The 25,315-nt window shown below is 62.6% G+C and carries 22 protein-coding genes and 1 tRNA gene; 11 read left to right on the top strand and 12 right to left on the bottom strand.

All coding sequences use genetic code 11. The features are described 5' to 3' along the window. Nucleotides 1-115 precede the first annotated feature (115 nt). The 4 genes from queC to ABD002_RS08880 all read left to right on the top strand — a co-directional run bounded on the left by queC (nucleotide 116) and on the right by ABD002_RS08880 (nucleotide 2,903). Entirely contained in the window at nucleotides 116-781 is a 666-nt protein-coding gene (gene queC / locus ABD002_RS08895) for a 7-cyano-7-deazaguanine synthase QueC (RefSeq protein WP_343790182.1), read from the top strand. A gap of 223 nt (nucleotides 782-1,004) precedes the next feature. Further along, nucleotides 1,005-1,079 (top strand) — tRNA-Lys (locus tag ABD002_RS08890). Nucleotides 1,080-1,362: 283 nt separating this feature from the next. After that, nucleotides 1,363-2,010, top strand: a complete 648-nt coding sequence (locus ABD002_RS08885) for an HAD family hydrolase (protein WP_343789722.1) — start codon at nucleotides 1,363-1,365, stop codon at nucleotides 2,008-2,010. Further along, entirely contained in the window at nucleotides 1,998-2,903 is a 906-nt protein-coding gene (locus tag ABD002_RS08880; RefSeq protein ID WP_343789719.1) for a carbohydrate kinase family protein, read from the top strand. Before ABD002_RS08885 ends, ABD002_RS08880 begins: the two co-directional genes overlap by 13 nt. Here ABD002_RS08880 and ABD002_RS08875 read toward each other — a convergent pair. From ABD002_RS08875 to ABD002_RS08835, 9 genes are all read right to left on the bottom strand, one after another. After that, the gene (locus tag ABD002_RS08875) at nucleotides 2,893-3,828 is read right to left on the bottom strand and encodes a zinc-dependent alcohol dehydrogenase (RefSeq protein ID WP_343789716.1); all 936 of its coding nucleotides are present in this window, start codon (nucleotides 3,826-3,828) and stop codon (nucleotides 2,893-2,895) included. The two genes, ABD002_RS08880 and ABD002_RS08875, sit on opposite strands and share 11 nt — an antisense overlap. Nucleotides 3,829-3,904: 76 nt before the next feature. Further along, nucleotides 3,905-5,278, bottom strand: coding sequence for an aspartate aminotransferase family protein (locus ABD002_RS08870; RefSeq protein WP_343789713.1), 1,374 nt, complete (start codon nucleotides 5,276-5,278; stop codon nucleotides 3,905-3,907). Further along, nucleotides 5,250-5,888, bottom strand: a complete 639-nt coding sequence (locus tag ABD002_RS08865) for a hypothetical protein (RefSeq protein WP_343789710.1) — start codon at nucleotides 5,886-5,888, stop codon at nucleotides 5,250-5,252. The genes ABD002_RS08870 and ABD002_RS08865 overlap by 29 nt, the downstream gene beginning before the upstream one ends. After that, nucleotides 5,885-6,781, bottom strand: coding sequence for a nucleotidyltransferase domain-containing protein (locus ABD002_RS08860; protein WP_343789707.1), 897 nt, complete (start codon nucleotides 6,779-6,781; stop codon nucleotides 5,885-5,887). Before ABD002_RS08860 ends, ABD002_RS08865 begins: the two co-directional genes overlap by 4 nt. Continuing rightward, nucleotides 6,769-7,896 carry a nucleotidyltransferase family protein gene (locus ABD002_RS08855; RefSeq protein ID WP_343789705.1) on the bottom strand — a complete coding sequence of 376 codons (1,128 nt, stop codon included), beginning with the start codon at nucleotides 7,894-7,896 and terminating at the stop codon, nucleotides 6,769-6,771. Before ABD002_RS08855 ends, ABD002_RS08860 begins: the two co-directional genes overlap by 13 nt. Nucleotides 7,897-7,906: 10 nt before the next feature. Then, entirely contained in the window at nucleotides 7,907-8,380 is a 474-nt protein-coding gene (locus ABD002_RS08850) for a hypothetical protein (protein ID WP_343789703.1), read from the bottom strand. 332 nt (nucleotides 8,381-8,712) lie between these two features. Then, a complete protein-coding gene (locus ABD002_RS08845; protein WP_343789700.1) occupies nucleotides 8,713-9,612 on the bottom strand; it encodes a fatty acid desaturase in 900 nt (299 codons plus the stop codon). Between the two features lie 619 nt (nucleotides 9,613-10,231). Then, entirely contained in the window at nucleotides 10,232-10,864 is a 633-nt protein-coding gene (locus ABD002_RS08840; protein ID WP_343789697.1) for an HD domain-containing protein, read from the bottom strand. Nucleotides 10,865-10,888: 24 nt separating this feature from the next. Continuing rightward, nucleotides 10,889-11,332 (bottom strand): hypothetical protein, encoded by a 444-nt coding sequence (locus ABD002_RS08835; protein WP_343789695.1) that lies wholly within the window; start codon nucleotides 11,330-11,332, stop codon nucleotides 10,889-10,891. Here ABD002_RS08835 and ABD002_RS08830 point away from each other — a divergent pair. Continuing rightward, the gene (locus ABD002_RS08830; protein ID WP_343789692.1) at nucleotides 11,320-12,726 is read left to right on the top strand and encodes a choice-of-anchor Q domain-containing protein; all 1,407 of its coding nucleotides are present in this window, start codon (nucleotides 11,320-11,322) and stop codon (nucleotides 12,724-12,726) included. The two genes, ABD002_RS08835 and ABD002_RS08830, sit on opposite strands and share 13 nt — an antisense overlap. Before the next feature lie 45 nt (nucleotides 12,727-12,771). Then, on the top strand, nucleotides 12,772-14,202 hold the full coding sequence (locus ABD002_RS08825; RefSeq protein WP_343789689.1) for a choice-of-anchor Q domain-containing protein: 1,431 nt from the start codon (nucleotides 12,772-12,774) through the stop codon (nucleotides 14,200-14,202). Between the two features lie 128 nt (nucleotides 14,203-14,330). On the opposite strand, the gene ABD002_RS08820 is transcribed toward ABD002_RS08825, so the two are convergent. Continuing rightward, nucleotides 14,331-15,446, bottom strand: coding sequence for a sensor histidine kinase (locus ABD002_RS08820; RefSeq protein ID WP_343789686.1), 1,116 nt, complete (start codon nucleotides 15,444-15,446; stop codon nucleotides 14,331-14,333). A gap of 247 nt (nucleotides 15,447-15,693) precedes the next feature. Further along, nucleotides 15,694-16,359: a response regulator transcription factor gene (locus ABD002_RS08815; RefSeq protein ID WP_343789683.1), complete on the bottom strand. Its 666-nt coding sequence runs from the start codon at nucleotides 16,357-16,359 to the stop codon at nucleotides 15,694-15,696. 137 nt (nucleotides 16,360-16,496) lie between these two features. Between ABD002_RS08815 and ABD002_RS08810 the strand changes: the two genes are divergently transcribed. The 5 genes from ABD002_RS08810 (at nucleotide 16,497) to ABD002_RS08790 (ending at nucleotide 24,444) form a co-directional block, all read left to right on the top strand. Next, a complete protein-coding gene (locus tag ABD002_RS08810; RefSeq protein WP_343789680.1) occupies nucleotides 16,497-17,501 on the top strand; it encodes a hypothetical protein in 1,005 nt (334 codons plus the stop codon). 114 nt (nucleotides 17,502-17,615) lie between these two features. Further along, nucleotides 17,616-18,680, top strand: a complete 1,065-nt coding sequence (locus ABD002_RS08805) for a YncE family protein (protein WP_343789677.1) — start codon at nucleotides 17,616-17,618, stop codon at nucleotides 18,678-18,680. A gap of 135 nt (nucleotides 18,681-18,815) precedes the next feature. Further along, a complete protein-coding gene (locus ABD002_RS08800; protein ID WP_343789674.1) occupies nucleotides 18,816-21,791 on the top strand; it encodes a TonB-dependent receptor plug domain-containing protein in 2,976 nt (991 codons plus the stop codon). A 198-nt stretch (nucleotides 21,792-21,989) separates the two neighbouring features. Beyond that, nucleotides 21,990-23,078 (top strand): YncE family protein, encoded by a 1,089-nt coding sequence (locus ABD002_RS08795; protein WP_343789671.1) that lies wholly within the window; start codon nucleotides 21,990-21,992, stop codon nucleotides 23,076-23,078. A 16-nt stretch (nucleotides 23,079-23,094) separates the two neighbouring features. Continuing rightward, a complete protein-coding gene (locus ABD002_RS08790; protein WP_343789668.1) occupies nucleotides 23,095-24,444 on the top strand; it encodes a 2-hydroxycarboxylate transporter family protein in 1,350 nt (449 codons plus the stop codon). A 229-nt stretch (nucleotides 24,445-24,673) separates the two neighbouring features. On the opposite strand, the gene ABD002_RS08785 is transcribed toward ABD002_RS08790, so the two are convergent. Then, nucleotides 24,674-25,072, bottom strand: coding sequence for a hypothetical protein (locus ABD002_RS08785; protein ID WP_343789665.1), 399 nt, complete (start codon nucleotides 25,070-25,072; stop codon nucleotides 24,674-24,676). Between the last annotated feature and the right edge of the window lie 243 nt (nucleotides 25,073-25,315).

Below are 25,315 nucleotides of genomic sequence, written 5' to 3'. Positions count from 1 at the left end.
GGGAATAGGGAATAGGGAAAGAATACCTGCTCGTCGTCCCGGCGAACGCCGGGACCCAGCGTCTTCAGCCCGGTCAGCCGCCTGGATCAGTCACTCACACGCTATGTCAAATGAAATCCGCTACGCCGTCGTGCTCGTCTCCGGCGGCATGGACTCGGCCGTCACGCTCGCGATCGCGCGTGAACGCGGCTTCACGTGTTACGCACTGAGCGTCGACTACGGCCAGCGCCATTCCTCGGAACTGCAGGCCGCGCAGCGCGTCGCGCTCGCGCTCGGCGCGAAGGCGCACAAGACCGTGCATGTCGACCTGCGCAGCATCGGTGGCTCCGCGCTGACCGACGACATCGCGGTGCCGGACGACGGCGGCAGCGGCATTCCGGTCACCTACGTGCCGGCCCGCAACACGATCATGCTGTCGGTCGCACTCGGCTGGGCCGAAGTACTCGGTGCACAGGACATCTTCTGCGGGGTCAACGCAGTCGACTACTCCGGCTATCCGGACTGCCGGCCCGCGTTCGTCGACGCATTCGAGAAGCTGGCGAACCTTGCCACCAAGGCCGGCGTCGAAGGCGCGCGCCTGCGCGTCCATGCGCCTCTGATGAACCTCGGCAAGGCCGACATCGTGCGCGAAGGCCAGCGCCTCGGCATCGACTTCGCGGCGACCGTGTCCTGCTACCAGGCCGACGCCGACGGCCGCGCCTGCGGCCATTGCGACGCCTGCCGCCTGCGTGCCGACGGATTCCGCGTCGCCGGCGTAGCCGACCCGACGCGCTACCGCTAAGGCGCCGGGACGGGTAAACTTCGCGCCCCTCGCGATGGCGGCGATTCGACCGCGTATCGCCTTGGCGGGTTTTCCCGGCTCCCGCGCATCGGCGCAAGGGACGTACTCGGGGGCTTCGTTGGACGCAGTCGCAACGTGGCCCTCACCCCTTGCCCTCTCCCGCAAGCGGGAGAGGGGGAGTGATAATCGCGCTACGCGCGATGGCGTTGTTTGATTGAAACGGGGGCCGTTAGCTCAGCGGTAGAGCAGTGGACTTTTAATCCATTGGTCGATGGTTCGATCCCATCACGGCCCACCATCTCCTCGTCCGACACCGTCCCATATCGTCCGACGACGTTCGCCGTGACGTTCCTGAGGCCATCAACGCGCTCTACCAGGCGCACACAAAGGCCCACGAACGTCTTGCAGACGAAGCACTAGGCCGCGCGGCCTAGCCTCGCGCGCACTGCTCCGCATGGGCAACCGCTTTCATCTTGAAATGATAAGTAAAAGAGTACACTCTGAGGCCGAGGAAATTCCTACACCACGGAGACTGGTGTATGCGGAAGGCACGGCCTCGCGACACCGCACCCGCGGGATTGTTGATCGATCTTGACGGAACCCTGGTCGACAGCGAATACCTGCATTTTGAGAGCACCGCAGCAGTGCTGGCCACGCGCGGCGTCATCATCGATCGCACTCAGTATGAAATGTATGTGGGCTGGGACGAACGAGCCTGCTGGCTCAGCCTCAACGAACGTTTTGGGCTCGATTTTGATCCCGACGTCGCAGTGTTGAAGCGCACACACGCCTATGTCGAACTTCTGCGCGGAAGGCGCCTAGACGTGCTGCCCGGAGCTCCGGAGCTGCTCGCCTGGGCGCACGAACGCGGTCTGCCAATGGCGGTGGTATCTTCGCTGCCGCACGATCAGATTGACGCCTCGCTCGCAGCGGCGAATCTTGACCGGTATCTGCCGTTGCGGCGCTCTGGTCACGACGATGTACCGCCCGGGCGCGGAAAGCCTGCGCCGGATGTTTACCTCGCCGCGGCAGCGGCGTTAGGCGTGGACCCGCGCGACTGCTTCGCTTGCGAGGATTCGCCCACGGGCATGCGCAGCGCGCGCGCCGCGGGTTGCTACGTGATTGGTATTCCCTGCGTCAGCCATCCTACCGCTGATGTTTCAGCGGCTGACATGATCTGCGGTTCTCTCGCAGATGTGATGTCGTTCCTGCGTGAGTGCACGGCCTGAGCCGCGCGCGCGCTCTGGTGCTGGGCAACACTACCGTGGACCATGTGTTCAGAGTGGCGGGCGGTCTCGCTCCGGACGCGAAGGTCCAGAGCGAGCGCTACGATGTGTACGCCGGAGGGCAAGGAGCGAACGTCGCGTCCACACTCTCCCTGCTTGATCTGGATGTGATGTTTGCCGGCGCGTTCGGCGACGACGTGGGTGCGAGGGTCAGCCGCGAAGCTTTCGCGACGACAGGCGTCGACCTGGGCCTCGCCACTACCGTGTCGGATTGCCGACACCACGCCGCCTGCATTCTGGTGGCGGGATGTAATCGGACTATTGTCATGTACCGCGATCCGCGATTGTCAATGGATCATTTCGCGATCTCGGCGGCGGCTGTGGCCGGTTGCGCGGTGGTATACACCGATGGGCATGAAGCCGCCGCTTCGCTGCACCTTGCCCGGCTTGCGGCGGAAACGGGAACGCCGCTGGCGATGGACATTGAGGTGCTTACACAGCAAACGATGGTGCTGGCAACTTTTGCGGGGCATCTGATCGCGCCCCTGGAGATCGTGCGGCGCTTGGCGCAGCGCGAGGATCCAGCCGAGGCGGTGCGCGTGCTTTCGGGCAAGGGCCCGGTCTCGGTGGTGGCGACGATGGGCGCTCGGGGCTCGGTTGGCGTCGCGGTCGGGGACGATGCGGTTGTGCACATGCCTGCGGCGCCGTGTACTGTCGTCGATACGACCGGTGCTGGCGACGCCTTCCATGCGGGGTATGTCTCAGCACTGCTTCGTGGCGAACCGCTGCATGAACGCATGCGTTTTGCCGCCGCGGTGGCAGCGGCCAAATGTGAAGTCGCGGGTCCACGCCTCACCTCGGAGGCATTCGCGAGGAGGGGATTGCTCAGCTGGTGAGCACAACCTTGAGGGCGCGGATTTCGCCAAGCGAACGTTGCCGTTTGTGCAGATCCATGCCGAGCAACGCGAAACCCTGTTCGTACTGATCAAGGGGCAGCTCGTTGGTGACCAGCTGCTGCGCAGGAATCGAGCCGGTGTCGATCATCATCCTGGCGAGCGAGAAGGTGCCGATGGAGTCGATGGAGCCAACAATGCTCAAACTTCTATCGGCCAGCAGCGCGGGTTGAAGCTCGCAGCGCGTGCTGTTCAGGCCGATGGTCAGCAACTGCCCGCCACGACGCAGACTACGCAACGCCCACGAGGTCGCGGCGCCGGTAGTGTCAACCACGAGGTCCAGCGAATCCGCGACTTCATCCGGTGTCGGCGAGATCTGCCATCCCGACGGTAGCAGTCTGCGGCATAGTGCCAGGCGTCCGGTCGACTGTTCGATCATTGTGCCCACGAACCCGCGCGCGGCCAGCGCGTAGCAGTAGAGCATGCCCATGGGCCCCGCACCGGCGACGACCGTGTCCATGTCGGCGCGCAGGCGCAACTGCTCCAGTCCGGTTAGCGCACAACTTAAGGGCTCGGTGAGTGAGGCTTCGGCGAAACTCACCTGGTCGGCGATGCGGTGCACGAAACGCTCGTCGGTGCAGTAGTAGTGGGCAAAGGTGCCATCCTGGCTTACGCCAGATTCGCGCTCGGCCTTCGACTCGCAGTGGTTAGGCCGCAGGCTGCGGCACATTCGGCAGTAGCCGCAGAAGAACGTCGGGTCGATGACCACGCGATCCCCCGGCCGAACGGCGCGCACGGCACGGCCGACGCGCGCGACTTCGCCTGCCGATTCGTGCCCTAGCACCACGCCCGGCCTGGCCTGGTACTCCCCGCGGACGATCCCAAGATCGGTACCGCAAATACCGGTCGCCCGGATTCTCACAAGCACTTCGGTTGGCCTTGGGGGGGGCGGCACGGGGCGGACTTCCAACCGTAGGTCCCACGGCGCGCGAAAAGTGAGCGCCCTATTCACGGGTTACCCCATCTTCCACTTCTGCGATCGCCTCGCGCAGGCGCTGCGTGATCTCGATCAGGTCCGCCTCAGTGGCCACCAAGGCAGGCCGTACCTTGAGCACGTTGCCGCGTCCGTAGCGCGCGTTGCGCAGGATTAGTCGATGTTTGCGTAGCGCCACTTCGATGATTCGTTCCGTGACTTCGGACGAGGGCCGTCGCGCAGCGTCGACCACTTCAAGGCCCCACATGAAGCCAACGCCGCGAACATCAGACACAATCTGCGAATCGCGGCCGATGCTCTCGAGGCAGCGGCGCAGCAGGATGGACTTGCGCCGTACGTTCTCCAGGAAGCCTGGCGCGGTGATGGTGTCGAGCGTGGCCTCCGCGGCCGCGAGCGCGACGAGGTTGGCGCCCGAGGTGAACGAATGTTCGTGGCCGTCCAGCACCAACAGCGGCGAGCGCATCAGGATGGCAGCGACCGGGATGCCGATGCCGCCGAGGCCTTTGGCTATCACGACGAGATCCGGCCGGATGCCGAAGGTCTCGCTGGCGTACATGTGTCCGGTGCGGCCGATACCGGTCTGCACCTCGTCGAGAATCAACAGCATCCCGTTGCGATCGCACAGCGCGCGCAATTCGTCGAAATAACCGTGGGGTGGCACGATATTCCCGCCGTTGCCTTGCACCGGCTCGACGATCACGGCGGCGACGCGGCCGCTGCTGGCATAATCTATGAAGTCTTGGATTCGGCTGACGCAGGGCAGACCGCAACCGGGGTATTCGGCGCCAAAGAAGCAGCGGTGACAGTAGGGCGCCGGGACTTTGATCGAATGACTCGAGGTCGCGTCCGGTTGGTTCGCCCGTCGGAAGGCGTTGCCTGAGATCGCGGTGGTGTACGCGGTCTGGCCATGATGCGAGTGGAATAGACTGATAACGTCGGTTTTACCCGTGTATTTTTGTGCGAACTTAATTGCTCCCTCGACAGCGGTCGACCCGGTAACGTCACGCAGCCAGACCGCGTCGATGCCAGGCGGCGCATGGGCCAGCAGCTTGCGTTTGACCGTTTCCACGACCTCGCCGGAGAAATGCGAGCTGATGTGCACGATCCGTTCGAGCTGCGCGCGTACGCCGCGCACTACCGCCGGATGGTTGTAGCCCAGCGATAGGTTGAACGTGCCCGACACGGCGTCAAGGTATTCCAGCCCATCAGCGCCGAACAGGCGCAGGCCGCAGCCTTTCAGCCGGTCGCGCGGCGGCAGCTCTGCCGTTTCGCCATCCAAGACAGGAGCGTTCGCAATCTCCACGCCGCCACCGCGTTGGCGGTAGAACGCAACAACCCGGCTTGGCGGGTCGCCGTCATACGCGGGCGAATGCGGCGCATTCATCGAAGGTCTCAATCTGGTCCAAGATCAGTCCAGCGACGTCGGCGATACTTAACACCGAGGTGTCAATCACCAGCCAAGCCTCGCCTCCGGGCAAGGTGTCGCGCATGTAGTCGTCGTAGCGTTGATGCAGCAGCACGTCCTCTGCCAGCAGCGCGTCGCGCGGGCTCTTGGGCGTGCGCGTACGCGTGCGCTCCCGCTTCGCCGCAAGATTGGAGGTGAGATAGACCTGGGTTGAGAAACAGCGGCGCAGCCGCCTTAGCGTGGTCACTTGCCAGCGTTCGTCGTCTTCATAGAAGAAGGTGTTGCGCCCGATCTGGGTCTGCACATGCCGCTCCTGTAGGAGGTACCCCGGCGGCGATGGCAGCGCGGGCAGGGTCAGGTCCAACAGGATGCTCGCGGTGTAGCAGATGTCGCGTTCGTCCATCCGCTGGCTGGCCTTGGCAAGCGCCAGAAGGCCATCGATGATCGGATGCTCGTGCATGAAGCAAGCGCGGCGATACGGTTCGTAGCCGCGCTCCCGCATTATCCGCTCCAACTCGGTCGAGACCGCGGTCTTGCCAGAATAGTCGACGCCTTCGATCAGGAGTCCGGGGATCGTTTCTGTCTTCATACCACGCAGTCCACAGGTTCGGCGGGCAAGACGCGGGGGTGCCGCGGGAGCAGATCGCTGAGCGCCACGGCGGTTGGCGACCCGGCCCGACCGGCTTCGATGACCAACCGCGCCAGGGTCATCTCCGACACCGCCTGCAGCTCGTCCACGATGTCGCGGGCGGAGGAGGCCGCCCCCGGCAGGGCGAGACGGATCAGGCGGTCAGGATCGAACGTCTGCAGCATGCGGCGGTGATCGCGCAGCAGCCGCAGCAACCACTTCGGATTCGGGTTGGTTTCGCCTATCGAGGCGAGTACGGCGGCGATCAGGTGCTGGCCAGCCAGCTGGCTCATCACCAGCGGCGTGTGCGGGTCGCCCGCATCTTGTACGGTCTGCGACGCGTCAGCTCTCAACCGCAGATGGCAGGCGACATGTTGCAGGGTGCAGAAATCGGGAAGCGCGTGCAGCGCATAGCAGTCGCGCAGGGTGTCAACGGAGTTCGCCGACGCGATCAAGGGAATACCGGTACGCAGTCGGTGCAGCAGACGAAGCTCGTCAGCGCCGACGAAGGTCAGCGAGCGCGGCGCGCCTGCTGCCGCGGGGCGCCTAGCCTCGTTGAGATTGTGCAGGAAGAATCGACACACAGCCTCAGCGCGGGCATGCGTGATCACCTCGATATTGAGGTCGAAGCCCTCGGGCATGGCGCGGAGCATGTCGCCGTGCAGTTCGTGCTCTCCGGCGTCACGATCGTTCGCGAGCAACAACAGGTCGAGATCCGATTCCGGATTGGCAAGGCCTTCCGCGACGGACCCGACAAGCAGCAGGCATTCGCCATCTCCAAGTGGACGCACGTATCCTTGGATCGTGTCCATGGAGATGCGATGGCAAGCCAGATACTGGGTTATGCCGAGCATGGAAGGGTCCCCTCGAGCGCGTCTGCCGCAACATCCAGCAGCAGATCCAGCGAATCGTTGCCGTCAGGTGCAGGCAGACCGTGCAGTGCTACCTCCGGGGTCAGCACGCGGACGGCCTGGAGCGTGTCGGCGAAGTGATGCAAGCAGTTCCAGCGGCGGGCGACGACAATAGCTTCTTCGAAATCTCGCTGGCCGCTCTTTTCGAGGATGCGGACGAAATCCGCCGCGAGCTTGAGGCACTTGACGTTGTTCTCACCGCAGGACAGCGTTTCCAAAATGTCGAGCGCGAGTTTCACCCCGGTGTAAGCCAAAGCAGCACCGGTTGTCATCTCGCGAAACTGCGGCAGCGTCGCGGAGAGACGGTAGTCGCTTGGCTCGGAGCCGACGAACGTGCCTTCCGTCGTCGCGAACAGCGCCCTGTGAAGTTCCACATCGACAGTGAGGATTGGCCCGAGGTCGTCCACAAGTTCCAGCCCGGTGTCGCCACCGTGACGGCGGACGACGTCTTCCAATTCCCGGAAATCACCGACCTCATCGTCGTCCTCGATGTCGGCGCGTCTGCGGATGCGCAACGGCGGCACGCTATAGCTCTCGCCAGACCGGAAATGCTCGCGCACCGTGCGTTTGTCATCGACGAAGAACAGCGCCTCGTAGCCCTCCTCCTCGAGCACGTCGCAGATGATATCGGCCTGATCCGGGCTCTCGATCAAGAGATCGAGATCGCGCACGCGCCGCGCGATCGGGTCGTCATAGTACGTGTCCCAACAGGCGATGCCTTTCAGCACAACGGGGCGCACCCGGCCGTCTGCGACCGCGAGCTTGCTGCCCAGATTGAGCAGCTCGGCGTGGATGTTGCGGTTGAAAATCGCGCGCGCGCGCAACACCGGCACCATGCGCGTAATAGCGGCCTGCAGCCTGCGGGTGCGCAGCTCGTGCCGTGCGACGACGGACTTGAACAGCCCGGCCAAATGGGCTTTGCCAAGGAGCGTCGTCAAGGGCTCCGTTGGCAAAGCTTCGACAGCACCGATGAATGCCCCAATCCTTTCGCACCGGTAGCCAACGCTTCCCAAGCAGAACCGCACGACCTCCTGGAAGGCCGTGGACTCCTTGCTCATGGCGGTCAAGTCATGCTATCGCCAAGTTGCCGAGCCGGAGTTGATCGGCAACCTTGGTGTTCTTGAGGCTTTCGCGGATGGCCTTGCACTTCAGCGCCAGCGCGATAGCGCTGCATTTCAGTGCATCGGTGATCGCTTGGCACTTCAGTGCATCGGTGATCGCCGGACAACGCAGCGCCGAACCGATTGCCGGGCAACGCAGACTCTTGGAGACCGCCGGGCAACGCAGATTGTTGGCAACCGTGATGCAGCGCAAGTTGTCGATGATCGGCGGGCACGCCAAGCTCCGGCGGAGCACCTGATCTCGAGTCATCCGCGACTGCTCGATTGCGCCGGAGACGGCTTCCGCGTCCGCAGCCGACAGATTCAGTTCCTTAGCAGCGACATCGTCAGCGCGGTCATTGGCCTGTTGCAGTGGACTGTTCACCTTCATGTGCGCTCCCCTTCCTTCGTCAATGAGAAAACGGATTGCGTCGTCGTCCATGGGGCGGAGATCCTTGTCCCCATTGGGGTTCAGAGACTACAGGTTGCTCGGTGTCTAGAAACCTGCAAGTAGTTACAGGCCACTGTGAACCAACCGCGCTTCATCTTGCACGGAGTCGGAGAATTCGATGGTGGAAGCTCAATGACCGCTTGTCGGTTGCCGGCCTTCCCCCAAGACGCAGCATCCATCGCTGGCCGCGTTCGCCGCCAAGCCGTTGGGACGTACCAATTTCTATGCGGCCCTGCGTCCTGCTACACGTCCACCTTGCCCCGGCTCCGCCGCCTCCCGCGGTGCAGGCGGTGTTGCCCACGGCATCCACGCCGGGTGCGTTGTCAGCCGGAGGCGTGAGCTGCGGGCCGATGACGTAGGTCCTTGAATGAGATGAGGCGCTGGCCTTCGTCATCCCAGAGTGTCAACGGCACGCACCGAAAGCTTTGCCAAAGAGTCAACCTTCCGATCTCTTTGAGTGCGGGGAAGTCCCCGAGCACTGAAGGCAACCGATAAGACGGAATGCGGCTCGAAAGATGGTGGACGTGGTGGATGCCGATGTTCGCGGAGAACCACCGAAGGACGAGAGGCAGATCGTAGTGCGAGCTGCCGCGCAGTGCCGCGTCGTGAACGTTCCATAGAGCACCTTCGGCCCAGAAAGTTTTTTCGAACTGGTGCTGGATGTAAAACAGCCAGACTCCGGCGGCGGCAGCCAAGAGAAGCGTGGGGATTTCGACCCAAAGGAATGTCCGCAGTCCCACGATGCTGATGACGGCGATTGCCGCCGCGCCGATGGCGACGTTGGTGCCCATGGTGCTCAACCACGGCCTCCAACCATTGCGGGTGAACCCCGCGGGCCAGCGGTTTTGGATGACGAAAAGATAGGTGGGACCGATGCCGAACAGAATGATTGGGTGCCGATACGTCCAGTAGCGCAGACGTCCCCAAGCAGAGCGAGCCTCATATTCTGAAACCGTCAGGGTATCGACGTCACCGATGCCGCGACGCGCCAGGTTGCCGGCCGTGGCATGGTGAAGCGCGTGCCCACGCCGCCAGTGATCGTAAGGCGTAATGGTGAGGATGCTGAGTACGCGGCCGACCCAGTCGTTGGTTGTCTTGTGCGAAAAGAAGGAGCCATGTCCGCAATCGTGTTGGATGAGAAAAAGCCGAACGAGGAACCCGGCGGCGGGTAACACGAGCAGCGGCAGAAGCCACGGCAATCCGTGGTTCGCGGCCAGTGCCATGGCGCTCCAAAGAGAGAGAAACGGAAGCGCAGTCACGGTCAACTCGAAGACGGCGCGCCGATCGCTCGGCATTCGGTATGCAGCCAACCTTTCAACCCAGGCCCGGCCATCCTCGTTCGCAAAAGCGCGGCCATCGACTCGACACGTCATCATTTATCTTCCGGAGAGAACCGCCTCAAGCATCGCACGATCTAATCGCTGCGTGTTCTCGGCTGGCGGCGGTTGCATTCGTGCTGCACGTCGCTCCGGGCAATGCTGGCGAGCCGGTTATCGCTGTGATGCTGCCGGAGCGAGGATCGGGCATGACGACAAAGCGAAGCGAAACGCCAGAGCAAAAGAGCCGAACGGACGACTGCGGGAAAAGCACGTGCGGATGGCTCGCGTCATCGTGCTACAGCGGCTCGGCATCGAGCGAATCCCGATGTCGGCGGCCGCAATGGCGAGCATCGAATAACGTGAGTACCTTTGTGAGTCAGTTGTCCACTGAGCATCTATACAAATGTTGTAAATCAATAGAATAGGATGCCTGTCCGGTAGGATCACGGCCCATATCCCATCCGGCGTCGTTCGGCACGTCGGGCATTCACGGACGCCTGCGCCGAGGCCCGTCAGCCGCGCGTCAAAATGCGCCGCGATTGATGATCATGCCGCTCAGCGAACCGCCCGGCATGTCTCTCATTTCCTCCACCACCGCCGCGAGTTCGATGGCGACCGGCGTATTGCGTAACGAGCACAGGTCGGCCAGCGACGTGTAGTACCAGAGCGTTCCGTCGCGCTTGCCGGTGAAGCGTTCGAAGACCGCGGCGCCCACCGAGGGATCGCGGATGTCGCGCACGATCGCGCGCGCGTTGTGCAGCTTGTCGCAGGCGGACACCAGCAGCACGTCGTCCGGTTGCGTCTCCAGGTGCTCGAGGTACGCGGTCTTGCGGGCTTGCCAGTTCGCGCGCTTTTGTTCCGGCGTGACGTCCTCGGCTCTCGATTCATGGGAACCGTCGGTGCAGGCCATGACGATCCGCGCGACGCGTTCGCCGAATCGCTGGCGCACGATCGCCTCGTGGTGTGCACCCTGGTCTTCGACGATGTCGTGCAGGAGACCTGCGATCGCCTGGTCTTCGTCGCCACCGTAATCGAGCACGAGGCTCGCGACACCGAGCAGGTGGGACAGGTAGGGAACGCTCGTGCCCTTGCGCACCTGGCCGGCGTGGGTTTCGCGGGCGTACTCGGTGGCGCGCGTGAAGCGTTCGGTCAGCACGGCGTTCTCCCGGTTTGCCCCATTCTACAGCGGCTCCCGCGCAGCGGTTTCCGACCGGTGAGCCGGGCGCTGTTCGCTTTCGCGCGCTGCGGCATTCATGAGCGTATGCCCGCGTCTGCTGGATGACCGGGCTTCCGAAAAAGAGCGGCGATCATGGGAACATGCAGGCATCGCGTCAGGTTCCGCATCGCAACGAACGTTTTCGGTGCCGTTCCATGGCCGCCGGGCGTTGCGCTCGCCTGCGCCCAACTCGCGTCGACGGTCGGTACGCTGGCCGTTCCGAATCCGCGTGGCGCGACCGATGCGAACGGCTACGAGCAGCGAGGCTTCGTCGTCGGTCGCGCTCGATCGCATCTTCGCGAACGGCTTCGAGCAACTGCTGAGAGTCCTTTCCATCCGCTGCAGCGGGTTCCTGGAAACGTACAACTGATTTTCCGATTCAACGGAGAGCAGGCATGACGATTTCATCGTGCATTCCGTCGACCGTGCGACGTCAGCCGCTGGCAGCCTGCATCGCGGTGCTGTTCGCGTTGGTGGCTCCGGAGGCTGTCGCCGCGAATACCTGGACGGTGACCAATTGCAACGACAGCGGTCCCGGCAGCTTGCGCGCGGTGATCGCCGCGCCGACCACGCTGTCCGGCGATACCGTCGACCTGTCCAAGCTGCGGACCACCTATGCGTGCAGCAGGATCAGCCTCCACACCGGCGCGATCACGGTTGCACAGGACTCCCTGACGCTGCTGGGGCCAGGCGATCTCGTCGGCATCAGCGGGAAGTACAACGGTACCTATCAGAACGATCGCGTCTTCAACCATACCGGCAATGGCGAACTTTCGCTGCAATATCTCGACATCTACGATGGACGGCTTTCGCCTGTCGCGGGTCCGGCCAACGGTGGTTGTATCGCATCCAACGCCAGCGTGTCGCTGTTTCGCACGCAGGTGTTCGGCTGCACGGCCACCGCGCCGGGCGGCGCCCAGGCCCATGGCGGGGGCATTTACGTACGCGGGTTCCTGTCCCTGCGCGACAGCGCGGTTTTCGCAAACAAGGCCAACTCCGGAAATGGAGGCGGGCTCTGGGCCGGTTACAGTGTCTCGCTCGCCAGCAGCACGATCAGCGGCAACACCGCGACCGGCTCGGCGGGCGGAGCTTATGCCGGTCGAGGCGCCGGCCTGCTCTATTCGACGATTTCCGGCAACGCGGCCGCAACGGTCGGTGGCGTGCTGGTCAACGGGCATGTCGCCGACGATCGCCTGAATGTCATCGACAGCACGATCTCCGGCAATTCGGCGACAGCGCAAACCATCGGCGGCGTGGAGTCGCTGATTCCGACGACCGTGAAGAACAGCACGATCGCGTTCAACACCGCGGTGATGGCGAGCAATGGCATGGCCTACAGCTTCGCGCCCGGACTGACGGTCACGACCGGCGCCGCACCCACCGGCACGACGATCGCGGTCGAACTGCAAAGCTCGATCCTGTCGAACAACACCTATGGTTCGGGCACCAGCGCGACCGAGCTGGACTTCAGTTCGGTCGTCACGCCCAACCACACGCTCACGATCAGCGGCGCCAACAACCTGGTCCGCGCAGCCCTCGGGCCGGTGGTGCCGGCCACAACCACGAGTTGCCCCCTGCTCGGCACGCTGCGCGACAACGGCGGTCCGACGCAGACGCACGCATTGATGAGCCGAAGTCCGGCCATCAACACCGGCAACAACGCCGCCAACCTGGGGACGGACCAACGCGGGACAGGCTATCCGCGCGTGTCCGGAGCAGCGGCGGACATCGGCGCCTATGAAGTGCAGCAGGCCGACATCGTGTTCAACAACGGCTTCGACGGGTGTCCGACGCTGTTCTAGGTCGACACCGCGACACGCGTACCCCTCTGATTCGGGAGAATGATCGTGCAGACTTCGATGCCTTCCCTTCCATCGACCGCTCGCCGCAAGCCGCTCGCCGCCTGCTTCACCGCGCTGTTCCTGCTGGCGGCGCCGGAAGCGTTCGCCGCGACCACTTGGCCGGTGACCAACTGCAACGACAGCGGCGCCGGCAGCCTGCGCGCGGTGATTGCCGCGCCGACCACGCTGTCCGGCGACGTCGTCGACCTGTCCGGACTCACCTGCAGCACGATCACGCTGACGACGGGAGCGATCACGATTGCGCAGAACGACCTGAACATCCAGGGGCCGGCTCGACACGAGGTGATCACCGGGTGCTACTACTTCAACCACGCATGCAGTCTGGAGAACGATCGCGTCCTCTACCACAAGGGGGCCGGCACCCTTCAACTGCAGTATCTCAACGTCAGTTACGGCAATCTCGTTCCGGCCGCGGGGAGCGCGTTCAGCGCGGGCAACGGAGGGTGCATCTATTCCAAGGGCAACGTGACCCTGCTCGACTCCACGGTGTACAGCTGCTCGATCAAGTCACCCGGAATGGGCGTGGGATTCAACGGCGGCGGCGTGAACGCCCGTGGCAACCTCCGCGTGAAATACAGCCAGATTGCCGGCAACTCGGCAACGACGACGACTTCCGCATTCGGAGGGGCAGGAGGCGGCGTCTGGTCGGGAGGCACCCTGTACATGAAGGGGAGCACGATCAACGGCAACACGGCCGGGAGCGGGGGAGGTGCCCTGGTAGCGTCCAGCGCTCAAATCATCGAGTCGACCATCTCCGGCAACACCGCGCAGAAGGAGGTGGGAGGTCTGTATGTCGCGGCTGGCGGCGTCCAGCCCACGCTGACGATCGTCAGCAGCACCATATCCGGCAATGTGGCACTGACGGGCGAGGTCGGTGGCGTGCGCTCCGACTCGCCGACGACGGTGCGGAACAGCACGATCGCGTTCAACAAAGCCGCGATTTCCCATGCGCCGAACGACACGTTCCTGCACGCGGCCGGCCTTTCGGTGGTCTCCAGTTACAACCATCCGACCCTGACGTCGTTTGCGGTGGATCTGCAGAGTTCGATCCTGTCGAACAACGCCTACGGCACGACGGCGGCGGATTTCAGCACCATTACCACCAGCAGCGGCGCGCCGATCGTCATCACGAGCGCCAACAGCCTGATTCGCGCCTCCATCGGGCCGCAGCATCCGCCCACCGTCACCACGGCATGCCCCTTGTTGGGGCCGTTGCGCGACAACGGCGGTCCGACGCAGACGCATTCGTTGATGAGCCGAAGTCCGGCGATCGACGCTGGCAACAACGCCGCCAATCAGGGTACGGACCAGCGCGGGACGGGTTATCCACGCGTCTCCGGAGCAGCGGCGGACGTCGGCGCCTATGAGGTGCAGCAGAACGATGTCATCTTCAACAGCGGCTTCGACGGGTGTTAGCGGATCCGTCAGCCGAGCCGAGCCGGATATTCGAGCTTCCGATCAAGTTCTGGAAACTCCGATCCGAAGCAAGGTCGTCGACGATATGCGCTGACGGCGGAGCTGCCGGCGTCGAGTGGTTCGTAGTGTCAGATTTCAAAGGTAACGCGCAGTCCGGAATGTCCGTTCGCGTTCTGCGCGAAGATGCGGCCGCCATGCAGGCCGACGATGCTGCGGCAAATGGAGAGGCCCAGGCCGCTGCCTTTGTCATCCCTGCCCCCTGAAGCGGTGAGACGCACGAACCGCTCGAATATCTGCTCGCATTGATTGGCAGCCAGGCCGGGGCCTTGATCCTCGACGCCGACCCGCCACACGCCTTCCGCAAGGACCGAACTCAGCGTTATGGTTCCTTGCGGCGGCGAGACCTTGATCGCGTTGGCAATGAGGTTGAGCAGTACCTGACGGATCCATTTTCCGTCGAACCTGATCTTGCCGCTGCCCTGGTGGCTGAACTCGAAATGCAAACCTTGATGTTCGACCAATGCCCCGGCGTCCTGGACGAAGCCTCGCAGAAAGATCGCGGGATTGTGGGCCATCAGATCAAGCCTGATCGCGTTGGCCTCGGCGCGCGAAAGAAACAGCAGTTGATCGATGATCTTGTCCAGCCGCGCGAGTTCCTCGAGCTGGATCTGCAAGCCATCTTCCTGTTCCGGCAGCAGAGGGCCGTCGAAGAGCAGCTTTTCTGCGTGCAGCCGCACCAGCGACAACGGCGTTTTCAGCTCATGCGAGGCATCTGCGCTGAATCGGCGGATCTGGTTGAACGACAATTCCAGGCGATCGAACATCGCGTTGAGCAGGCGCGCAAGATCGGACACTTCGTCGTGGACGGACGAAACGGGGATGCGCTCGCTCAGGTTGTCCGACCCGATACGCAGTGCAGTTCCGCTGATCAGGCGAATCGGGCGCAGCGCGAACCGGCTCAGGCCATAACCGATGGCCAAGCTCGCCAGAAGCATCGCGACCAGCAATGCGGCGCACACTTCTACGTAACCCTGCATCACCGTGTCGATTTGCGCCGAAGGCGTGGCGATGACAACGTCCAAGCCTCCCAGAATGAATTCGCCGACTCGTACGCGGCCGACACCTGCAAGTTCCGCATCGTAGATGTGCTCGCCTGGCACGTCCGGGATGGGCACGCCTTTGAGGTTGGTCGAATAGAACAACATGTTCGTCTTCGGATTGTGCACGTTGATGTAGAACAGCACGGAGGCATATTCCGTGGTCTCGCGGATGCGCTGGTCGATGGAACGCAAATCGAGCTGTCCGAAGTCGTTGCCCAGATGCGCCTTGATCTGTGTGAACTCCGACGCGTTGAGCAGGTCGAGTCCATGCATCAGCCGGTTCTCCAGCAGGCGATAGCCGGCCACGAACAGGCAGGCGAGGGTGACCGTCGCAGCCAGTGCGTACCACGTCGCCAATCGCGCGCCAATCGAGCGGATCATGGAGACCGGCTCACACCAGTTGATACCCGACGCCGCGTACGGTCTTGAACAACGGCTTGTCGAAACCCGGTTCGAGTTTGGCGCGCAGGCGGCTCATGTAGACGTCGAGCAGGTTGGTGTCGACTTCGTAGTGCGATGCCCATATTTTTTCGGAAATCAGTGTGCGCGTGAGCGTGCGCCCCGGGTTGTGCATGAAAATTTCGAGCAGTGCGAACTCGCGGCTGGTGAGGTCGACCTCGTTGCTGTTGATGCGCACGGTGTGGCTGAGCAGATCGAGCCGGATGCCGCGATATTCGAGGACGGTCTGCTTGACCGCACCCTGGCGCCGGATCAGGGCGCGGATACGCGCCAGCAGTTCCTCGAAACTGAAAGGCTTCTGCAGGTAGTCGTCGGCTCCGCGATTCAGGCCGGCGATGCGATCGTCCACCGTATCGCGTGCGCTGAGGATCAGCACGGGTTCGACGAAGCCGCTCTGCCGCCATTCGCGCAGCAAGTCGAGGCCGTCGCCGTCGGGCAGGCCGAGGTCCAGCACGATCACGTCGTAGTTGGTTTCGCACAGCGCATTGCGCGCGTCGCTGCAGGTGCGCACCCAGGTCACGGTGTAGCTGCGTTCCGCCAGACCCTGCTTGAGAAACTGGCCGAGGCCGTGCTGGTCTTCAACGATCAGGACTTTCATTGACGAAACTATTCTTGCGAGCGAAGTGCTGCAATGCACTAAAGCAGAGTGCAGCGGCCGAAGCGATGTGCGGTGCAGCACGCAACTGAATTTTCTTTCAGGATGCCTTCAGGGCGAGGACAGGTTTGCGGGCTAAGGTGCGCGCCGTGCAACGACCATGCGGCAGCCGGATTCGCTTCACGGTCGCCGCGCGGTCAAGATCAATCGCGAAATCGACAGTGAACTCGACAGCTCATCAAACAGGAACGGGAGTGCATATGCTGCGTGTGGCCGCCTTGGCATCCGCCCTTTTTATCTTGACGCCCGGGGTGGTCGCGCCCGTGCTCGCGGCCGAACCACCCAGGAAGATCTACGCGCAAGAGCTGGTGGATCAAATCGTAGCGGCGCATCCGGAGATCGCTGTCGTCGCCATGCACGTCAAACCGCCGAAGGCGAGCGACAACGTCATCATCGCTTCCAATATCGGCCGCATCGGCAAGAAGGCCGACGCCGATGACCAGCGCGTGATCGATACGGGAATGCCCAATCTCAGCGTCAACAAGGCCGGCGATCGCTACGAGGTCGAGCTAGTCATGAAGGACGCTTCGCATCGTCCGATCGGCGCGATCGGCATCGTGTTCCCCTACAAGGCCGGCGACGACAGGAATGCCTTGCAGAAGAAAGCGGAGAAGATCCGCGATGACCTGGCGCGGCGCATCTCGCACGTCGCCAACCTGATGGAGAACTATCTGTTCGATGCGTCCGTCCCCACGCATACGTTCGCCCAGCACCTCGTCGATACGGCGTTGGATGCCAACGGCGACATCATCATCATCGCTATGCACGTCGCGACGAAATCGAACGCCAGCTATCCGATCATCGCCTCCAACATCGGTCGCATCGGCAAGAAGGCCGATGAGGACGATATGGACGTGATCAAGACCGGCAAGCCGAAACTGGAGATCAACGAAACGGGCGACCGCTTCGAATCCGAGGGAGTGCTGCACGATGCCGGCGGCAAGGTGATCGGTGCCGTCGGTGTTGTCTTCCCTTACAAGAAGGGCGACGACCAGGAGGCGCTGCACAAGAAAGCGGACGAAGTCCGTGACGCGATGGCCCGACAGATTGCGACGGTCGACGCGCTGCTGCAGCCCGCGCCCTGATCCCACGTCGCGAGCAGAGCCGAACCGAAGCACTCCAGTGCCGCTCGACGCACATGGGCACCCGTGCCAGCGGTGCGGGCAACACGCCAACTGAACCTTCCAAGGAAAGACCCTATGACCCTGCGCAAGCTACCGATGCGGACCTTGATGTCCATGTTTGTCGCGACTGCAATGTGCCAGATCCCAGCCGCACCGGCTCAGGGCGTCGTGCCGTCGAAAGCCGCGGCGCCGGTGCTGACGCCAGCGGGTCGCACCGAGTTGCCCGGCTACACCGGCGACTTCGATCACTTCGAAGTCGACATCAAGGGCAATCGCCTGTTTCTCGCGGCCGAGGATCACGACACGCTCGAGGTCTTCGATCTCAAGTCGGCAAAGCATCTGAAGACGATCTCCGGCGTCGAGACGCCGCATGGCCTTTTGTACCTGCCGGATGTCAACAAGCTGATCGTGACCCAGACCGGCTCCGACGGCGCGACCAAGGTGATCGACGGAGCGACTTACAAGATCGTCGATTCGTTCAAGCACACCCCCGGCGCCGATTCGATGGGCTATGACGCGGGCCGCAAGCGCCTGTACGTGGTCGCCGGTGGCCGCGACATGAAGAAGCCCGATTCGCATCTGGTCGAGCTCGATCCCTACACGGGCAAAAGCTACGGCGAACTCAAGTTCGACACCGACAAGGTCGAGGCGATGGCGATCGAAGAGCACGGCGACAAGATCTACATCAACGTCACCGGCAAGAACACCATGGCCGTGCTCGACAAGAAGACGCGGGCGGTGGTCGCCACCTGGCCGATCAAGGAAGCGCAAAAGAACGCGCCGCTCGCGTTCGACGAAGCGAACCGGCGCTTGTTCGTGGTGACGCGCCAGCCCGGCCGGCTGATCGTGGTGAACGCCGATACCGGCGCATCGATCGCTGATTTCAAGGCGCCGGAACGCACCGACCAGGTCATTTTCGACGAGGCGAGGCATCGCATCTATGTGCTGGGCGGCGAGGGCTACATCGGTGTGTTCCATGAGAAGGACGCCGATCACTACGAAGAACTCGCGCGCGTTCCTTCGGCACCTGGCGCGAAGACCGGCATTCTCGTGCCGGGCTTGAACAAGCTGTTCGTGGCGGCCTCGCCGGGCGACTCGAAGGCCATGGCGGCTGTACTGGTCTTCGACGTGGCGAACTAGCGCCGTTCGGAGACGAGACACACCGTTGCGTTTGCCGTCAAGGCACCATGGGTTCGAAGAGATCCAGATGAACTACCACGTAGAACGCCAGCCGATCGCACCGTCGCGCCGCCGCAACTCCTCGGGAGGGAGACAATGAAAAGTCAGGCATGGGTATCGTTGGGTGCGATGTCGACCTTGGCCCTTTGCATCAGCATTGGCTTGAGTGCGAACGCTTCCGCGCAAACCTCGACCGCGGCGGTAGCAATGCCGGACAGGTCGGACGCCGAACCGGGAGACAAGGACAGCGAGGGGAAAAAGGAAGCGCAGACGCTCACCGGGATCACCGTGACGGGCTCGAACCTGCCGACCACGCCGGACGCCGTTGCTGTGCCGGTGACGATCCTCGGCTCCGAGCAGATCGAGCGCATCGGTGTGAGCGCGAACGTGCTCGAGATCCTGCGCAAGATGATCCCTTCGTTCGCGGGGCGCGGCAATGCAGGCAACAGCAACGCGAACAACAACAACCAGAACACCGCGGGCGGCTCGCAGGTGCAATTGCGCAATCTCGATACGCTGGTGCTGATCAACGGTCGCCGCGTCGCTACCAGCGGCATCAACGGTATCGGTGGCAAGAGCTTCGTCGACGTCAATCAGATTCCGGTCGGGGCGATCGACCGCATCGAGGTGCTGACCGATGGTTCGTCCGCCATCTACGGCTCGGATGCGATCGGCGGTGTCGTCAACATCATTCTGAAGTCCGATTACGAAGGTGTCGAGATCGGCACGCGCTTCGGGTTCGCCGAAGGTGGCTATCAGGAACGCTCGGCGAATTTCGTCGCCGGGACGCCCATCCATGGCGGCAATATCACCGTGATGGGCAGTACCTCGCACACCGATCCGTTGTTCCAGAACCAGCGCCCATTCTCGACGCCGCTCACCGGGCGCTCGTCCCAGGTTCCCGGTGCGGTCGGCGCGAACGGACTTAATCCCGGCGCGCTGCTCAATCCGAGCCTCGATTCGCCTCGCGATCGAAATCCGACGGGCTCGTCGGCAACGGCAGGATCGATCGGCGACCTGATCAACAATGGCACGTATTCGGCAAGCACGCCGGCCGGCATCGCGGGTACGTACGACCTGTCCAAGTACCAGACCTTGCTGCTGAAGCAAGATCAGAACGCGCTGGCAGCCACATTCAACTCGGCCTTGCTGCCGGACAACCGACTGACGGCGTTCGGTGATGTCGAGCTGGCGAAAACGAAGAGCTACACGCAATTCCTGCCTGTCGTGACCGCGGTCAACGTTCCCGCCGGCGCACCCTACGATCCCCTCAAGACTGCCTTCCCCAAAGTGCAGTTCGGCTATTTGCCGTTCACCCACAATTTCAACAACGAGAGCCGCGATACGCGCGTGACCCTGGGGCTGCGCGGGGAGATCACCGACGATTGGAACTGGGAAGCGGCCTATGTGTACAGCAGCAGTCTGCTCACGCAAAAGCAGAGCGGGCTGATCTACAAGCCCAACCTCGCGCGTGCGATCGCCGGTGGCTACGACGCCAACGGAAATCCCGTCACCGGTGGTACGTACAGCGGGGTCGTACCGGGCTACAACGAATCCAACCCGCTCGTATTCGTTCCGTCGCTCGACCCGTTTGCCCGCGCGAGCGGCGTGATTGCCGGGTCGCTGAACAACTTGTACGGTACCGAGACCATCGACGCATCGAGCCGTTTGCGCGCGGTCGACGCGAAGATCGTCGGCAGTCTGTTCGATCTTCCGGCCGGCCGTGCCGGTCTCGCCATCGGCGCAAGCTACCGTACCGAGTCCCTCAAGGGCCGCCCCGATGCGAACGGCTACAACACCGGTCCGACCGCTCAGCGCTGGATCGGCGGCACCTATGCCGATCCGTTCTCGAGCAGCCGCGATATTTCGGCGCTGTACGCTGAAACACGCGTGCCAATCACAGGCGCGGACTGGAACGCACCGGGATTGCACGATTTCGACCTGATCGGGGCGGTGCGTGCGGAGCACTACAGCGACGTCGGCGGCTCGGTGGTACCGAAGATCGGATTCCACTGGCAGCCATTCGACGCGCAGGTCACGGTGCGCGGTACCTACGCGAAGTCGTTTACCGCGCCGACGCTGTACGCGATGTTCGGTCCGACCGATACGCGCATCGTCGGTGCGGGGGTCATCCAGTCGGTGTTCGGATTACCTGCCATGCCGATCAATGGTGAAGACGGCAACAATCCGCACTTGAACCCCAGCAAGGCGAAGACGGCGGCGATCGGCGTAACCCTCGTGCCCGAAGTCATCAAGGGGCTGCGCCTGACGATCGACTATTCCGACATCCGGCAAAAGGGTTTTCCCGGCGGGATCGGGTTCACCAACATCCTGCAGAGCATCAACCAGTACGGGTCGGCGTCACCGTTCTTCGCCAATCTCGGCGTCGGCAACTTTCCCGGTGCGAGCGGTGCGACTCAGCCATTCACGAATCCCGGCGATCTGCTGACGTACCTCAAGGGCGGCGGAAGCTCGCTCAACCTGTATGCCATCGACCAGTTCCGCAATCTCGGCGGCATCAAGGAACAGTCGATCAACATCAGCGGCAGCTACGAACATCCGACCGAGACCGCGGGCACATTCTCGGTCGCGACCACGGGCGCGATATTCCTGCACTACAAGTTCCAGGCGTTGCCCGGGCAGCCCTTCTACGAATACGCGGGCTACGTAACCAACGGCGGCACCGGCGTGCAGGGCACGATCCCCAAATACCATTTCTATACGTCGTTCGATTGGCGCTATGACAAGTGGGACCTGATGCTCGGCAACAACTTCATTTCTTCCGTTACCGACATTGGCCCAGGCGGCATCGTATTCGCCAACAGCACGACCTTGAAACGCATCCATGTTGGTGCCTACGCAACGTGGGACCTGCGCGCGGCTTATTCGGTAGAAACGCCGAGCGAAAGATGGCGGTTCATCAAGGAGTGGGACGTCGCAGTAGGCATCAACAATATCGGCAATCGCATGCCGCCTCTGGCGCCGCAGGCCTACACCGACAACAACGCCGACGTGTCGACCTACTCGCCGCTCGGGCGCCTGTTCTACGTCAGCGCCAGCATCAAGTTCTGAAGAATGCCTGGGTAGCAGCGGACACGGCGTCCAGCCCGATGACAGCCCGGAGCGTGTTCGCAGGTGCCCAGCAAACCGGCGGCGCCGCGGACGCTCGACGGCGAGCCGCATCCCCTGCGCCCTGTTGCCTGCAACGACATCCAGTGCGTTCTCCATTTTTCACAGCGTACAGACGGCCATCCACGAATCCGGAACGACATGAAAGCGAACTTGCCGAAGTCCACTCTCCGTAACGATTGTCGCAACACCTGCTGGCTCGCGGCGGCGGCCGCGCTGTTCTCTCTCTCCTCCGCGGCTTCCGCGCAACCGTTCTACCGGCTCGAATCGGCGGTCGTGCTCAAGGGGGCCGCGCCGGACTGGGATTACGTGACACTCGATCCGGTGCGCTCGTATCTCTACATCGGCCGGCGCGGTGATGGCGTGATGGTCTACGACGTCGCCGCCAAGAAAGAGGTCATGACGATCGAAAATTCCAAGGGCGCCGGTTCGATAAAATTGGTTCCGGAACTGGACCGGGGCTATACGGCGAACGAAGACGGCTCGACGACGATGTTCAAGCTGTCCACGCTGAAGACGCTCAAACGCGTTCAGTTCGGCAAAGACTCGGACGCGGTCTTCTATGAACCGCTGACCAGGCAGCTCGTGTTCACGATGGGCGACAGCCATGCGCTCGGCTTCGTCGATGCCGGCACGGGCAAGGTCGTCGGCCAACTCGCGATGGACAGCCACAAACTCGATGCATCCGCGCCTGATGGGCAGGGCAATCTCTTCGTCGCGGAACGCGACAAGGATCGCGTCGCGAAAGTCGATGTGAAGCGGCGCAAGGTCGCGGCGGAGTGGAACATCGACGGATGCAGCCAACCTACGGGGCTGGCGTTCGATTCGACGAACCAGCGCATTTTCATCGGTTGCCGCGGCGACAAGCCGGTACTCGCCGTCATGGATTCAGGGACGGGCAAGGTCGTCACCACGTTGCCGATCGGCCGCGGCAACGACGGCGTGGTATTCAATGCGCAGTCGCGCCAGATCTATGCATCGAACGGTGTGGACGCGAACCTGGTGATCTACGCACAGGTCGACGCGAATTCGTACGCGCTCATCGAGGCGGATACGACCCGGCCCTATGCGCGCACCATGGCGCTCGATCCGAAATCCGGGAAGGTGTACACGGTGACCGCCGAAGGAGCCGCTGATCCGGCGAAGAAGATCAACACCGCGGTGTCTGCGTTTTACCCGAACACGTATTTCGACGATACGTTTACGGTGCTCACCTATTCACGCAAGTGACGCCTCAGGATTGCACATGCCGACGACCAACGTTCCTCCCGCGGGCCAACCGCTGCCCCTGAAAGTCGAACCCATCTGGCCCAACGGCTGGTGGAAGCTGATGGAAGCGCGCATTGGTGTCATTCCGCTGCCGGTCTATGTGCTGCTGCTCGGCTTGATCGCGGGATTCGTGCTCACCGGCGGGTTGCCGACGGAGATCAACGTGGCGATTGCGGTGCTTGCAGTCGGCGGCTTCACTTGCGGCGAGTTCGGCAAACGTTTGCCGTATCTGCGCCATGTCGGTGCAGCGGCAATATGCGCGACCTTCATTCCGTCGTTTCTGGCATTCCACAAACTGTTGCCCGAGACGCTGGTGAAGGGGGTGACGGACTTCACCAAGTCGACCAACTTCCTGTATCTGTTCATCGCCGCGATCATCGTCGGCAGCATTTTGAGCATGGATCGCTGCGTGCTCATCAAGGGGTTTGTCAAGATCTTCGTGCCACTTGCCTGCGGATCGATCGTCGCGATGATCGTTGGCACGGGAGTCGGAATCGCCTTGGGTCTGGGCGCATATCGCACGTTCTATTTCATCGTCGTTCCGATCATGGCGGGCGGTGTCGGGGAGGGGGCGATTCCACTCTCGGTGGGTTACGCAGGCATCCTGCATCAGCAGCAGGGCGATCTGTTCGCGCAGATCCTGCCTTCGGTGATGCTCGGGAGTCTGAGCGCGATCCTGCTGTCGGGACTATTGAACTACGTCGGTGAACGATATCCCCAACTCACAGGCAAAGGCCGCTTGCAACCGGGCGAGCACGACGACATGGATCCGGCGCAGGAAGAGATCAGCGGACATATGGATGTCTCGCACATTGCCGCCGCCGGCGTCACGGCAGTCTCGCTCTATCTCGTGGGTCTTCTTGCGTTCAGGCTGTTCGCGTTCCCGGCGCCGGTCACGATGCTGTTCCTCGCGGTGCTGGTGAAGCTGACCCAAGCGGTTTCGCCAAAGCTGCAGGAAGGCGCGTTCGTGGTCTACAAGTTCTTTTCCACCGCGGTGACCTATCCCTTGTTGTTCGCAATCGGTGTCGCGATGACGCCATGGGACAAGCTTGTTTCGGCCTTCACATGGGCCAACCTCATCACTATCGTCGCCACGGTGATGTCGCTGATGGCAACGGGCTTTTTCGTCGGCCGATGGATGAATATGTATCCGATCGAGACCGCGATCGTGAATGCCTGCCATAGCGGTCAGGGAGGCACCGGGGACGTCGCGATCCTGACTGCGTCCAACCGCATGACACTGATGCCGTTCGCACAGATCGCGACGCGCATCGGCGGTGCGATCACGGTAACGCTGACCCTGATCGCTCTCGCTCGGTCCGTGTGAGTCGACGCGTGATCATGAGCGTGTGAACACAGCGAAACAAACCGCGGAACGGGCTACGCAGCACGGGATTCTGGCGGCTGAGAAAATGCGCTGACGCGCAGGCCGGGATGGTTGTCGGACAGGATCAACTCCGTTTTCGTGCAGCCTCGCAGCGAGGCGATCGGCTAGTCCTATACGGATACGCTCGAAAACAGGCTGAGGCAGACCTGGCAGGAAGGGCAAGCGTGGTTTATTTCGCTGCTTCGAAAAGACCCGCGTAGCTCGGGATTTGCGCTCGCAGGCTGTCGCGCAACGCGGTGGCGGCGAGGAAGAAGTCCTTCTCGCCCTTGCCCGGATTCGCATCGAGCTTGTAGGCGAGCACGAGCAGACCGACATTCTCGCCTGCCGCATCGCGCAGTGGTAACTGCACGACGAACTTCTTTACCGCGTCCCGGGCGCGATGCCATCGCGGATCGACGATGGTGATGCCCTTGGTGATCACGTCAATGTCGTCCGGGTCGTCCGGGTTGCCGATGCGTTCGGGGTAGGAGCCGGCGAACATGGTGTAGACCTCTTTCAGGCCGGGCGGTACACCATGGAACGTCACGTTCAGGAGATCCGGATGCGCCGCTATGATCTGGTCTGACAAGACCTGTGCATAGATCTTGTGTGTGGGCGGTGTCCAGTTCTTTGCCCTCTTTTCGGAGGCAGATGCTGTTGCGGTAGTCTGCGCTATGGCAGTCGTCAATGTTGCAAGCGAGACCGCACTTGCAATCAGCGAAGCCGAGACGAGCTTTGACAGGGTTCTCATTCTGTTCCTTTGTGCATGCCAGGATGTTGCAAAGGGAGGAAAGCGATCACTCCCCAGGCTTCTCAAGCTATTCCGCACGCT

It is taken from the genome of Dokdonella soli, assembly GCF_039523175.1.
GTDB classification, from domain to species: Bacteria; Pseudomonadota; Gammaproteobacteria; order Xanthomonadales; family Rhodanobacteraceae; genus Dokdonella_A; species Dokdonella_A soli.
This window is presented reverse-complemented; position numbering and strand designations above follow the sequence as displayed.